Source organism: Syntrophomonas sp. UBA5494, assembly GCF_002426325.1.
Genome location: NZ_DIPG01000142.1, coordinates 1 through 14,170, shown reverse-complemented (window position 1 = coordinate 14,170; position 14,170 = coordinate 1). Strand labels below are relative to the sequence as shown.

Genomic DNA, 14,170 nt, shown 5'->3' with positions numbered 1-14,170 from the left:
CATACCCGCCGTTAATCCAATCATTTTCAATACGGTGCAGGTCTTTATCAGCCATATATTGCGTCATTAAAAAACTCAGGAAAAAACTCAAACCATCGACCATAGCAACATCAACAAATTGACCGATTCCTGTGGAACGCACACTGTATAGAGCTGCCAGAATAGCAACGGCAGCGGGCAACGATCCTCCGCCAATATCAGCTATTGGTAGACCGGCCATAACTGGCACCCCCCCACGGGTTTGCATCATGCTAAGGGCTCCGGTAATGGCCAAATAATTTAAATCGTGTCCGGGCAGTTCCTTGTAGGGGCCATTCTGTCCGTAGCCGGTAAGCGAACAGTAGATTAGGTGAGGATTAATGTCTTTTAATTGATTCCAGCCCAATCCTAATCGCTCCATAACTTCGGGGCGAAATGTTTCCACTACCACGTCTGCAGACCTTATGAGATTTTTTAGTATCTCCTTGCCCTCCTCAAAGCGCAGATTAAGCCGTATGCTCTTTTTGTTTCGGTTCAAAGCATAGAATGTCGGGTTTTGGTGCTTCATTTTGGGTTCTATCCAGCGGATATAATCTCCGCCCATATGATCTTCAACCTTAATGACTTCTGCGCCCAAATCGGCAAGAATGAGTGTGCAAAGCGGCCCCGGCAGCAAACGCGATAGATCAATAACCTTAATCCCATCTAACGGTAAACCCATACTTAATCGCTCCTTTTCACTCCGCAACTGCGTGCAGAACATCCCGGTCCAAATTATAGCTGCCCGCTGTAGAGCGCCTTGGCAGTGATCAATTTCATGACTTCGGTGGTGCCTCCGTAAATATTCTGTATTCGGGCATCTACGAATCTCCTGGAGATTTCATACTCCGCACAGTATCCATAACCGCCAAACAGCTGGAGACACTCGTACATCACCCGGTTTTGCAGCTCACAAGTATAGTTTTTAGCCATAGCCGCAACAACATCTACATTCTCGCCAGCCATCTCCAATAGGATGCATTTTTCCACGAAAGCTCTGCCCACTGCAATCCGAGTTGCTAGTTCAGCCAAAACAAACTGGGTATTCTGGAAGGATGCCAACGGTTTTCCAAACACCTTTCTTTCATTTGTGTAGTTCATGGTCAGTTCCAGTGCGCCTTCTGAATTGGCAACCGCCAGCAAAGCAATAGACAGCCTTTCCCGTCCGAGCCGATGCATCATCTGTACGAAACCATGGTTTTCTTTCCCCAGAAGATTGAATGAGGGCACCCGACAGTTGTCAAAATAAACCGGGCAGGTATCCTGAGCATGCTGTCCGATTTTTTCAATTTGAGGGCCAATTTCCATACCCGGGGTACCCTTTTCAACCACAAACAAGCTCATACCCTCAGATGGCTTGCCATCAAATTTCGTTCTGGCTGCAACCACGAACATATCAGCATTTACTGCATTGGAGATAAACATTTTGGAACCATTGATTATCCAATCATCATCATCTTTCACCGCCCGGGTAATGATCCCTTGGACATCTGATCCCGCACCAGGTTCGGTTAAACACAAACCGCATAGTTTCTCCGCCGAATTCAAGTCGCTAAGCCAGCGGTCTTTTTGTTCCTTGGTGCCAAAGGCATTGAAGTAAGGAATCATTATGGCTGCGGTAACAATAGTGTGAACACTCAGGAAGCCCTTCCGCCCCAATTCTTCGAATATGATCTGCCAGTATAGAAAATCGCCTCCATCACCGCCATACTCCGGGTCCCCATCCGGATTATAATAGCCGTAATCGGCCATCTTCTTATAAAGTCCACGCGGAATAATCCTTTCCTTTTCCCATTGGTCATAATAGGGCACAATTTCTTTCTCAACGAATTTAGCAAAGCCTGCCCGAAACATTCTATGTTCGTCTGTATATGGCAGTATTGAATTCATATCATCAAGTCCTTTCATGTTGATAAATCATGGCCCGATCCATTCCATCTTGGGACCCGGCTTATCGGATAGTGTCTATATCCCAATAAACTGATTAGAATCCTTTAAATTCCGGCTTGCGCTTTTCCACAAAGGCTTTTAACCCCTCGGCAGAATCGTAAGATCTTAAATGTTGGCGCAAGGAAAGTAACTCAGTTTTCAAAGCGATCCCGACTGGCTGCTCCATTCCATCCCGCACCAGCTGTTTCATGGTTCGCAATACCAAAGGGCTTTTAGTCGACAGTTTTCCCGCTAATTTTTGGACTGCGGTATCCAATTCATCATCTGGCACCACCTGGTTCACCAGTCCGAACTCCTTCATTTCCGCAGCCGATATAAATTCACCGGTAAACATGAGATACTTGGCACGATTAGTGCCTATTCTACGAGGCAGTTGCACAGAGCCGCCAGCTCCTGGCAATAGTCCAAAGTTGGAATGTGCATCACCGACTTTGGCCGACTCAGCGGCAATGATAAGATCAGCAGTCATAGCCAGTTCCAATCCGCCCGCTAAAGCAATACCATTTAGCGCTGCTATTATAGGTTTAGGAAAATTAATCAAGAGATCAAAGGTTTGCTCAACTATGTCAAAGAAATCAGGCTCTGCACTGGCTTCCTTAGAAAGGTATCTATATACTTCCTTTAGATCGGCACCGGCACAAAATGCAGCGCCTTTACCAACTAAAACAATTACTTTTATATCTTCATCAACTTGCGCCAGGGCTAGAACGTCCTGGATTTCTAACATCATGACGGAAGTAATAGAATTCATGTCCTGGGGACGATTAAGGTAAATCCACAAGCTTTGATCGCGTCTATCGCAAATAATATCCCGACGATTCAACTAAACCACCTCCGAGTTCCATACTTTCAGCGCTGGCTACTTTACCAGAATATGAATCCCTGCAACAACTGCAGATTCCATATTGGTGAGTACTCCACCCAGCATTTGAGTCATGCCTACTTGGGCTCCTGGCACCTGGCTTGCACCGGCCTCACCCCGAAGCTGTCTAGCCACGTCGATTATTACACGCACCCCTGAAGCTCCCAAAGGATGACCCATAGACAGTAATCCTCCACTGGGATTGACCGGGCAGCGCCCGCCTAGTTCTGCAGCCCCGGAGCGTGCGAAAGCTACGCCTTCGCCCGGGCCACAGAGGCCCAACATTTCATAGGCGGCCAATTCCTCGCCGGAGAAGGCATCGTGCATCTCTACTACGTCAATGTCCTTCCGGGCATCCACCCCTGCCATATCGCAAGCGATCTTTGCGCCATCGATCATACTTCTTAAAGCCAGAGGATCAAAGGAAGAGTCCTCATATCCACTGACCGAGATAACAGAACCGGCTATCTTAACCGCAGGACGTTTCTTATTCTTATTGTGGTTTTTGTAATATTCCTTGGAGCAGAGGATGACCGCTGCGGCCCCGTCACTTTGTGGACAACACTGCAATACTGTAATTGGGTCTGCAATCATAGCAGAAGCCATAATCTCTTCGAAGGTAACCTCGGTTTTATATTGTGAATATGGGTTGGTCATCCCAGCTTTATGGTTTTTGATTGACGGATAACAAATATCCTCAAGTGTTGCACCGCGTTGCTCTATGAGCCGGTTGCACATTTTGGCAAAAAAAGAGGGCATAGTCAGGCCCAGCTTTCCCTGCAGGTCTCCCTCTATGACCAGAAGTCCTTTGCCAAACTTCCTCTGAAAAGCGGATAGCGACTCTACACCCAAAGCGATACCAATGTCGCAAAAACCTGAGGCTATATCTTTGTACAATAAATGGACCGCGCTGGAACCACTGGCACATGCATTTTCAACGGTGTACATGGGGATCCTGTCTATGCCCAGGCGAGTGAGAATAGACTGGACAGGATTAGGCGGACTATATAATGTTCCGCAATATGCGGTTTGAAGCTCTTTAGGGAAGATGCCAGCATCTTTGATTGCAGCCAATGTCGCCGCTGCACCCAGATCATTGACGGTTTTGTCAGAGTGTTTCCCGAAAATGGTCTGACCAATCCCAAGCACGAACACATCTCTCATTGACGTACACCTCCGCATCCTGCCTCGATAGGCACATAATAATAACCCAGAACTTCAGTTCCGTCTTTCTCTGTCCACACAACGCCGGTTTCCACTCTTACCTTCATACCGGTTTTTACCTTATCTGCGTCAGAACGAATCTGAGCAAATATGCGCGTTCCTTCGGGTAGATCAATATAAGCGCCGATAACAGGTGGTTTGAATGGGCCTACAGGAACCCTAGTTACACTCCAGGAAAATACGGTTCCGTCCGTACTAAGAGGCACCTTTTCCACATCGTCAGATGAGCATGCCGGACACAGCTCAACTGCTGGAAACGAGGTCTTCCCGCATCTATTGCATTTATTTCCCATCTGAATCAGTTTGCCTTCCCTTTCGTCCAATGCACCGGGGTGAAAAATGATTTGCTTACCCATGTGTTTACCCCACCTTTCATTAAGTCTTTAGCTACACAGAAATATTGGGTGTGTGGATTTCTGCTACCTCGGCTGCATGCGCACTGCTCCGTCAAGCCTAATCGACTCACCATTTAGATAGGGGTTCTCAATAATGTGTTCTACCAGGAATCCAAATTCATCGGGGTTACCCATTCGTGATGGAAAAGGAATGCCTTTTGCAATCGCTTCTTTGGTTGCTTCAGGTACTCCTTTCAGTATTGGCGTGTCAAAGAGGCCTGGGACGATGGCGCAGCATCGAATGCCATGACCACTCAGATCTCTGGCAATAACCAATGTCATGCCTATTACAGCTGCTTTGCTGGCTGCATAAGCAACTTGACCGACCTGCCCTTCAAATGCCGCATCGGATGAACAGTTGACAATAACTCCTCTTTCGCCATTATGATTAGGTTCATTCTTGAGCATATAAAATGAACATTGCCTGATAGTGTCAAAATTCCCAATCAGATTTATTTCGATGGTCCTTCTGAAAACTTCCAAACTGTGCGGCCCCTTATTGCTGGCAGTCCTCTCGCCGCTGCCAATGCCCGCGATCGGGCAGCAGATGTCTATATGGCCCCATTTTTCCATTACCTCATCAATTGCCATTTGAACTTCCTCGGTGACCGCCACATTAGTTTTATAAAAAACAACATTATCCTGGCCCAATTCGTTTATTAGATCATTGCCTCTGGCTTCATTCATATCGAGTATTGCTGCCCGGGCACCCTTATGGACCAGTCTCCGCACAGTAGCTTCACCCAGTCCGGAAGCCCCTCCTGTCACTACCGCCACTCTGTTTTTAATGTCCATAAACTCATCCTCCTCAATAAAGAAATAACGTGAACACCTGTCTTCTTGATTCACCTCGGATATTCTGAATCATTATTTCTACTTATACCTCCTCCCTCGTTGCAAAAAGTAAACGCAACATGTATGCCAACCCATTGGCGCGGGGTGAACAGTCAGCGAAAGACCTATATATCGGGAAAAATGGAGGTTTAGCGTATATTTCAGAGCTGGTACTCAGTTGTATTAAAGTGCCTTAAATCGGCATAAAGATATTAATGGACAAGAACAATATCATACAAAAAAGTGGGGGCCGATGGATATAATGCTCCCATAGGGTGAGACAACAAATCTCAAATCTAAGTTATACTAACATCATGAATGCAAGGCACAACTCCACGCCAGAATTCAAAGCTAAGGTTGTCCTGGAGATTCTTTCAGAGCGAGAGACAGTCAAACAGATGACCACTTTTAGTGTCTTGAAAAATGGGGGGGTATTATAATGCTTCAAAATAACCTATCCGACTTGACTAGTGAAGATTTTTTTGACATCTTAAGCAGTATTTCGGATGCAGTTGCCCTCAGTAATGAGGAGGGCCGGGTCATTTGGATGAACAAAAGTCTGTGTGATTTCCTGAACATCTCTCAGGATGAATGGTTGGGGATGACGACCAGGGAGTTGATAAAAGCAGGTTACATTACCCGCTCGTTGGCAAATATTAAAAGTAAAGGTATACAGACGGGTATCATACTTACAAAAAACGGTAGAGAATTTATGAGCATCGTTCGCCCCATATACGATAAAGACGGGAGTATTAAATACTACTTATCAACATCAACAATTCTGGAGGAACTTACCGAGCTTAAAGACCAACTCGAAAAATTAAGGCGCCAAAATGAAAGGTATCAGGGTGAAGTCCAGTGTTTGAGAGAAATTCTGTTTTTAGAAAATGAACTGGTTTTTGAAAGCTCTGAAATGGAGCGGCTGGCTGGAAAAATTATTAAAGTAGCACCTTTTGATACTGCAGTGCTAATAACCGGGGAGTCTGGTGTTGGAAAAGAGGTTTTGGCCAAAACAATTCACCAGAAAAGTAAAAGAAAGGATGGCCCTTTTATTCCGGTAGTTATTCCATCCATACCGCCGAACCTGTTGGAAACCGAGCTTTTCGGATACGAAGATGGAGCATTTACAGGTGCGATTCGCGGAGGTAAAACCGGATTATTTGAAATAGCGTACGGAGGCACTCTGTTTTTGGACGAAATAGGAGACTGTCCTTATGACATACAGGTCAAAATTCTTCGGACCCTTGAAACCAGTGAAATCAGAAAAGTAGGGGGAATAAAAAACATAAAATTAGACATAAGAATTTTAGCTGCAACCAACAAAGACCTTCCTCAGAGAGTCAGGGATGGTCTCTTTAGAGAGGACTTATTTTATAGGTTGAACGTGTTTCCCATTCACATTAAACCGCTTAGAGAACGGCCAGAAGATATTGAACCGCTTTGTGAGTATTTCGTTGGCAACATAAATAGCAAATATAACACTAAAAAGAAATTTTCCAAAAAAGCGATGACAAAGTTAAAAGAGTACCCCTGGTATGGCAATATAAGAGAATTAAAGAATGTAGTGGAACGACTAGTCATACTTTCAGAAGACGATACCATCACTATGGAGGAGATCAATGCCATTTTGGGCAACTCAACCAACGGATTCAGGCGGCAATTAACAGAAGTCCAAGATGACAATATATCGCCTTGGGAGAAATATGAATCCTACGAACGATCGAAAATTCTGGAAACATTAAAGCAGGTGAAAGGCAATAAAACTAAGGCTGCGCAAATATTAGGAATTAGCAGGACAAAACTGTATGCTAAGCTCAGGGAAAGACCATAGAGTAAATATCAGGCTGTCCTTGGAGACTTCCGACTCTCGGGGACAGCCTATTCATTACCGGTAATCATAGTTGAGTATCTCTGGAAAAAACCGTTTGGCTATCCATTCCAAAAGCATTATGCCCAGGACCACGCCCAGGCCTATTACTGCCCCCACCAGAATCCCTGCTAAACTGCGCTGCAGTGATATTGAGGCAGTGGTAAATACATGGCAGAAGCTGTTGACCATAGAAATGCTGCCGACTGTCACCGCCAGGCCCCATATGAATAGTATGAAATCCTGGCGACACTTATGATAAAGGTATACTCCAGAGATTAGGGCCGGGTAACCAATCATGATTTCCTTGAAACGCGGCCGGGCGGGAAATATCATTTCCAGGATTTCGCGCACCCGCAGTTCTAATGAAGATACACTGACGATATTGTTGCCGCTCCGCCCCAGATAATAATATCCCGCGGCCGCAGCTACTGCGAATAAGAACAGGACCAGGTAGCTGGGCTTTAACTGCAGGGTCTTCCATACCGCCATACTAAGCTTATCTTCGCCTTTGAAACAGCTGAAATAATTTAGCATGAACAGTAACAAGGGCAGGAAGAAGGATAATTTAACCCCGCTGAAAATCTTTATGTTCATGATATAGCGGATGTCTGCCAGACTGGCTATTACAGTATATCCGCCCAGAAGATTGATCCCCACCACCAGCAGCAAGCCATAAAGGGTCTTCAGCCATAAGGGGTGATGCCGCCGGTCGCGAAGGTATAGCAGCAATAGCAGGCTGGACAAAGTTGGATACAAAATCGCCGCCCCCAGGGCGTATAGCTTGGAAAGATCGAGCCCCGTGAACAGGTTAACGAACAGGCTGAAAGCTCCTCCCAGGAGCAGCAACAGGTAAAGATAAAGAGGTTTCCATTTAAATAGGTAGTACAGATAGAGGCTGCCTGCAAAAACCAAACTTAATGACACCATAAAACGGTGCCAGGGGGAGGGGGTCTGATTGGGATGAATGGGCAGTTCCTCATTCAAAATAAAGCCTTTGGCCTGCATAGTCTCATGAAAACGCCCAATGGTGTCGATAGTATTATCCAAATTCTGTCCGGCATCCAGCTTTAAATCCTTGAAAGGTGACACATATAGGATGCGGATGCCACGATCGACTACGGCGCGCACCCAGCGATAATATCTGTCATCAATGCTTTTGACGAAGTCATCATTAACCGAGGTGTAGAGCCTATTGATGGGATACCCGGTTTTCTCCAGCACCTCATCCAGACCGGGGGTATTAACGTAGCCTAATTGTTCCGGTGTTTCTACTACCCCGATCATCAGGCCATAGCGGTTGACCAGATCGGATATGTTATCGAGATGAGCGGGTTGACCACTCACCTCATTGGAAAAAACCAGGTACTTGACGTCGTAATCACGGACAATAGCCTCGTATTCCTGCAAATATTCAAGGGATGTGCCCTTGCTGTTTTCCGGGCGCAAGACTATCTCTAAGCCATAGGCCTTGATCTGCTCGATTTCCCGGGGATCAAAACCCAGTATCATATCGAGTTGAGGCTGTATTTCCTTGCGCTTGTCGAGAACGGCAGCGGCGCTGTTTATAATAAAATAATGGTTTTCCCCTTCGATTAGGCGGATTATCTGTCCAGCCTGGTAGCGGGACTCCAGCTGCGTACTTAAAAATTGGGCAACCTGCTCCTGGCTGGTAACCGCCACCAGATTGGCGGGGCTTACCTGTTGAGAGCCCATGCTGCTTAAAACCTTGTTCCACAGCTGGGGCTGATTGGCCTCATGGAAGGTGCGAAATTCGCCGAAACTCCACAGGTACACATCGCCTTGAAACGCCAATTCGCGGAGGCTGGTCTCTTTTAGCCCGATATGACGCACTCCATTGTTCTGCAGGCGCTCTAGGACACTGTCCATGGAGACATTGGCGGTAGCTGCCGAACGGGACATCTCCCGATAATCGGCTACTGTGATCAGCCGCTGGTTATTGGCTTCGATGCCAGTACGCAGCTGCCAGCCGCTATAGGATAAAACCAGGAACAGCAACAACCCGCCCCATAACAGCCATTTCAATTTGTGATTATTCACCAGCCTTAAACCTCCTTTAAGAAAAACACTTTAATCAGGCCCAGTAAATAAGCGATGCCTAAATACGCCGCCATGCTGGCTGCCAAGGGCAGCAGAAAACCCAAGCTGGATCGGCCTATACTCAGAAAATCAAAGCCCCACACTACTCCCAGCATGGCCAGAGCGGGAAGCAGCAGCTTAAAAAGGTATAAGATCAGATCGCGGTTGATGAAAGCCCCGATCTCTCTGGTTAGCATGACTGACATCCAGACTGCATAGAGCAGCATGGTTGCCGAGGTAGAAAGGCTTAAGCCGCCTATTCCTGCCGGACGAAACAAAACATAATCCAGACCCAGATTTATGAGTATGCAGCAGCCGCTGGCGATCATAGGCATCTTGAAGCGTTTCAAAGCATAAAAAACGCGATTATAAACCTCCTGGCAAAGGTAGCCCAGTACCGCAAAACTGTAAAACCAGAAGGCTAAAGAAGTCATGGCGGTAGATTCTGCTCCAAAAGCCCCGCGTTGATAAACCAGGGCTATGATTTCTTTATGATAACAGATTACCAGCAGAAGATAAGGCAAAAGAATGAACAGCAGCATTTTAAAGACCTGCCCCAATAAGAACCTAATCCGTTCGAAATCTCTATCCAGGCAATACTGGGATAAACGCGGAAAGACTACTGTAGTCATAGCCACGATAAAAACGCTGGTTATGGTGACAAACAGATTGCCGCCGAAGGCCAGGGAAGCAGCCGTGCCCGGTGAGAGATGAGTGGCAAAGGTACGGTCGATGATCAAACACAGCTGCAAAAGGGAGTTGCCCATGAGAATAGGCAGCAGGCTTTTGAAGGTATTGCGAATATAGGGATCGCTCCATTGCAGTTTAAAACGCAAATGGTATTTTTCGCGGATCAGCACCGGGAGTTGGATCAAGAACTGCAAGAGCCACCCCAGGGTGGTTACATAGCCCAGAAAGACCAGGTCGCTGCCCCTCCATAGCAGGGAGGCTATTATAAGCATATTAAAAGGGATACTGATACTGGCAGACACCAGGAAATATTGATGTACTTGCAAAACCCCGGCGGTCAGAAAGGTTAAACTGACAAATAACAGGGTGGGCATCATGATCCGGGTTAGCAAGACTGCTAAATGAGTAACTTCCGAACTGAATCCCGGAGCAATAATACGGGTCAAAGCCGGTGCAAAAACAATGCCCAGTAAAGTGATTGCGGTCGCTAAAAGGGTAACCTGGGCAAATAAATTGGCCAGATACTGGTTGCGCTCTTCCTTGGAACGTTGGGTGATGAAATAGGTCAGGTCAGGTATATTGACAGCTGACAAGGCGGTGCCGATGCTTGAAAAAAACAGGCTGGGAAAGCTGAATACCACCTGAAACATATCGGCTAAAACTGTAGTTCCAAACACTGAGGCAAAGACTATCTCGCGGACAAAGCCCAAAAGCTTGGAGAAAAAAATGGTGATTGAAACCCCTATGAAGGTTTTTCCGGTTTTGTTGCTCATCTGTTATCCTCTTTAAAATCAGTAGCCGTGCTCTGAAATCGATTTCTACTTGTTGCTGGCGACAGCCTTTCTGGGTATTAAGTTCAATGCCAGGCGCGCGTTTTCTTGTGCGCGGCGATGCAGCTCCGCGGCCATCTCCATGACTGCTTGCTGCATTTTACTGTCATTTAGAATTTCGGCGATCTGTGCTGCCATGCCCCCGGCATCCAGGGGCAGCGGGTTTAAAGCGAATTGTCCCAGGAAGGACTCCACTTTGGGGTCATAAGATATTCCTGCGAAACGGATCCCCTGGGTGGCTGCAAATATCAAAGCGTGCAGGCGCATACTTATCATCATATCCAACTGGCTGATCACGGCCAGGAGTTCTCCGCTGCTCAGATTCTGGTTCAATAACGTCGCCGGGCGCCGCATGAGAGCCATCACTCGCTGTGATTCGGATACATCCTCAGGCCAGCTCATGGGCAGAAACAGGATTTGATAGCCCTGATCCGCCAGTGCGTCTAATACTTGCGCCAAAGCGGCTTGATAGCCTTCCAGGGCGGCCCAGCGGCGGACGGAAACCCCGATGCAAGGCGAAGCCGGCAAATGGCCGGAAACAGCCCGCTTATCGTCCTCATTCGGCTGCAGGGCGAATACCGGATCTGCAGTCACCAGGACAGGGGGCTTAACAACGCCCAATTGCTTCAAAAGCTCGGCCGATTCCCGGTCGCGCACACTGATTATATTCACCTTATTAGCGATCAAACGCATCAGCCATTTACTCAGGGGCAGATTTATGGGCCCCACCCCCTGGGCGTAAAACATCACCGGTTTGCCCAAGAGTTTGGCCAGGGCCACCACCCCGATATAATACCACAGGGATTGAGCGCTGGTAACATCCTGAAAAATGCTACCTCCGCCACTGATTAAGAGGTCGCATTGATGCAACTGCCGGCACACTTGCCAGGGGTTTTTGTGATAAACCGCATAGAGGCCGTGGGAAGCAGTTGTCCGGGCAGGATTTCCAGAAAACACAACGAAATCAGCCTTTGGGGCCATGGCTTTGATGGATGAGGTGATGGCCAATAATAAGGCTTCATCACCAGCGTTGTCAAACCCATAATAACCTGACAAGGCGATCTTCATTACCGTACTCCTCACTAAAACTAAATGGTCTAGGTTTGCCCCCGGACCATCTCATTAATTATATTACTAGGCCTGTCTGATAGCAATATATCTCCCAATTACTCAATATTCGTCACCTCTTGACAGGGTTTTATCCTATACTTGCCATATAGACAACCTAAAATAGCGGTGTTAGAATGAACCTAGCTTTGGACTTGGGGGAGGAGTAACCAAATGCTGACTTATGCCCATATTTCTGTGGCATTGATAAGTACCTTCTTTATTTCGATATTATGTGTGCCATTGGCAACTCAACTGGCGCGCAATCTGGGAGCAATTGACCCCCCGGATGAACGCAAGGTGCATAAAGTTGAAATGCCCCGATTGGGCGGCCTGGCGATTTTTGCGGCTTTTATGCTCAGTCTGATCATTTTTACCAAGGTTACCGGGCCTATGCTGGGGCTGGTACTGGGAGCGACTATCATTTTTTTGGTCGGGGCAGCCGACGATATTTATCATCTCTCCCCATTGGTCAAGCTTCTGGGTCAGTCTTTGGCTGCCGCCGTAGCGATGTATTACGGGGCTATGGTGCACTTCATGACCAATCCTTTTGACGGCATGCTGGCTCTGGGGTTCTTAGGCATCCCGTTAACCTTCCTGTGGATCGTAGGGATTACCAATGCTATAAACTTAATCGACGGCCTGGATGGATTGGCTGGAGGAGTCTCGGCAATCGCCGCTACTGCCATGGGGATAGTGGCATTGCGCCAGGGACAGGTGGACGTGGCTATGGCAGCCTTGTTGCTGGTTGCCGCCATCATCGGGTTTCTCCCTTACAATTTTCACCCCGCGCGCACCTTTATGGGGGATAGCGGCTCGAACTTCTTGGGCTTTGTATTGGCTTGTTTGGCCATTATGGGTACTGCCAAAGGCACAGCGGTGGTTTCTTTGCTGATACCGATCGTTATCCTGGGTATTCCCATTTTCGATACCTTTTTTGCCATAATACGCCGCATTAATAATCGTAAACCGATTTTTCTGCCCGACAAAGACCATTTGCATCATCGTTTGATGGCCATGGGAATGAGCCACCGCCGCAGCGTGTTTATCATCTACGGCATCAGCGCTTTCTTCAGCGGGATTGCCGTCTTGTTGACTTTTGCCACCAGCCCCAAAGCATCACTACTGTTGTCTTTACTGTTATTTGTTATTGTCTTGGGCGCAGATCGCATCGGATTGCTGACCGGCCGCAACCGGGGGCGCCCTTCTCCCGACCGCAGTGTTGATGTATAGCCATTAACCAAAGGAGCCACTACTAATGCGTAAGACTACACTAAAGTTTTATTTTAAATTCGTGCTGGTGGCCGCACTGGTGTTCGGAATCTGTTTTGGCGCCGGTGCCGGAATGGCCAACCTTTTCAATCGCAATCAACCGAGTATCTCGGCAGAGGAGAATCAGCCGGCCGAGCCTGAACAGCCCGGCGAGCGTACCAGTATCCTGGTTCTGGGGTCGGACGAGCGTAAAGGAGAAACCGCATCACGTTCAGACACGATCATCCTGGTTACTATTGATCCCAATTTAAACAAGGTAGCCGTTGTTTCCATTCCCCGGGATACCCGGGTTACGCTTAGCGGCGGCGAGGTTGGCAAAATCAATGCGGCCTATGCATATGGAGGCCCGGAGGCTTCGGTTAAGGCGGTTCAGAATTTAATGGGCATACCGGTTGATTATTATGTGGAACTAAACTTTGAAGGATTTGCCAAAGTGGTAGATACCCTGGGAGGGGTGACGATTGACGTTCCCCAAAGGATGTACAAGCCCATCGAGGGCATAAACCTCTATCCCGGGCTGCAGCGCCTGAATGGGAGCCAGGCCCTGGCTTTTGTACGCTATCGTGATTATCAGTTGGGTGATATCGACCGGGCCAGCAAACAACAGCAATTTCTAACCGCTCTGGCTGCAGAGATTTTGCAGCCCAGCACCATACCCAAATTGCCGGCTCTGATTAATGAAGCCCGTCCATATTTAGATACCAATATGGGACTGAAAACCATGCTCAAACTTAGCAGCTGGGCGCCCAAATTTACGGCTGAATCGGTGGTGAGCCAGACTCTGCCGGGATATTTTTATGATCAGATGGGCGCTGACAACCAATTGCTGCAGAGTTATTGGGTGGCGGATAAATCCAGCGTAAATGGGTTGGTTGACAAGATGCTGGCAGGACAGACTGTTGCGGTTGTTCAAGAAGGATCGGTAGTGGTGCAGCCCAAGTCATCGAGCAGCAGCAGTTCTGGAACCAATCAAAGCGTGAATAACGACAGTGGAAAATCATCTGGCGATTCCAAGAGCAGC

At 47.5% G+C, this 14,170-nt stretch carries 12 protein-coding genes; 3 read left to right on the top strand and 9 right to left on the bottom strand.

All coding sequences use genetic code 11. The annotated features are described in order from the left end of the window. The 6 genes from B3W37_RS15960 to B3W37_RS15935 form a co-directional block, all read right to left on the bottom strand. Positions 1–727, bottom strand: a 727-nt coding sequence (locus B3W37_RS15960; RefSeq protein WP_483176413.1) for a CaiB/BaiF CoA transferase family protein, incomplete at its 3' end; no start/stop codon positions are given. 26 nt (positions 728–753) lie between these two features. Beyond that, positions 754–1,926: an acyl-CoA dehydrogenase family protein gene (locus B3W37_RS15955; protein WP_483176412.1), complete on the bottom strand. Its 1,173-nt coding sequence runs from the start codon at positions 1,924–1,926 to the stop codon at positions 754–756. Positions 1,927–2,002: 76 nt separating this feature from the next. Next, positions 2,003–2,791: an enoyl-CoA hydratase/isomerase family protein gene (locus B3W37_RS15950; RefSeq protein ID WP_483176411.1), complete on the bottom strand. Its 789-nt coding sequence runs from the start codon at positions 2,789–2,791 to the stop codon at positions 2,003–2,005. A gap of 36 nt (positions 2,792–2,827) precedes the next feature. Further along, on the bottom strand, positions 2,828–3,994 hold the full coding sequence (locus B3W37_RS15945; protein WP_483176410.1) for a thiolase family protein: 1,167 nt from the start codon (positions 3,992–3,994) through the stop codon (positions 2,828–2,830). Further along, on the bottom strand, positions 3,991–4,410 hold the full coding sequence (locus tag B3W37_RS15940) for a Zn-ribbon domain-containing OB-fold protein (protein ID WP_483176409.1): 420 nt from the start codon (positions 4,408–4,410) through the stop codon (positions 3,991–3,993). Before B3W37_RS15940 ends, B3W37_RS15945 begins: the two co-directional genes overlap by 4 nt. A gap of 63 nt (positions 4,411–4,473) precedes the next feature. Beyond that, entirely contained in the window at positions 4,474–5,244 is a 771-nt protein-coding gene (locus B3W37_RS15935) for an SDR family NAD(P)-dependent oxidoreductase (protein ID WP_483176408.1), read from the bottom strand. Positions 5,245–5,722: 478 nt separating this feature from the next. Here B3W37_RS15935 and B3W37_RS15930 point away from each other — a divergent pair, with 478 nt between their 5' ends. Next, the gene (locus B3W37_RS15930; protein ID WP_483176407.1) at positions 5,723–7,114 is read left to right on the top strand and encodes a sigma-54 interaction domain-containing protein; all 1,392 of its coding nucleotides are present in this window, start codon (positions 5,723–5,725) and stop codon (positions 7,112–7,114) included. Positions 7,115–7,168: 54 nt separating this feature from the next. Here the strand turns inward: B3W37_RS15930 and B3W37_RS15925 are convergent, their stop codons facing one another. From B3W37_RS15925 to csaB, 3 genes are read right to left on the bottom strand one after another with little or no spacing between them, the layout of a single operon-like run. Beyond that, positions 7,169–9,211: a DUF5693 family protein gene (locus tag B3W37_RS15925; RefSeq protein ID WP_483176406.1), complete on the bottom strand. Its 2,043-nt coding sequence runs from the start codon at positions 9,209–9,211 to the stop codon at positions 7,169–7,171. A gap of 5 nt (positions 9,212–9,216) precedes the next feature. Next, positions 9,217–10,713 (bottom strand): murein biosynthesis integral membrane protein MurJ, encoded by a 1,497-nt coding sequence (murJ, locus tag B3W37_RS15920; RefSeq protein ID WP_483169573.1) that lies wholly within the window; start codon positions 10,711–10,713, stop codon positions 9,217–9,219. A gap of 45 nt (positions 10,714–10,758) precedes the next feature. After that, positions 10,759–11,838 carry a polysaccharide pyruvyl transferase CsaB gene (csaB, locus tag B3W37_RS15915; RefSeq protein ID WP_483176405.1) on the bottom strand — a complete coding sequence of 360 codons (1,080 nt, stop codon included), beginning with the start codon at positions 11,836–11,838 and terminating at the stop codon, positions 10,759–10,761. A gap of 213 nt (positions 11,839–12,051) precedes the next feature. On the opposite strand from csaB, the gene B3W37_RS15910 reads away from it, so the two are divergent. Both B3W37_RS15910 and B3W37_RS15905 read left to right on the top strand, forming a co-directional pair. Further along, positions 12,052–13,110: a glycosyltransferase family 4 protein gene (locus B3W37_RS15910; protein ID WP_483169569.1), complete on the top strand. Its 1,059-nt coding sequence runs from the start codon at positions 12,052–12,054 to the stop codon at positions 13,108–13,110. 25 nt (positions 13,111–13,135) lie between these two features. Next, positions 13,136–14,170, top strand: a 1,035-nt coding sequence (locus tag B3W37_RS15905) for an LCP family protein (RefSeq protein ID WP_483176404.1), incomplete at its 3' end; no start/stop codon positions are given.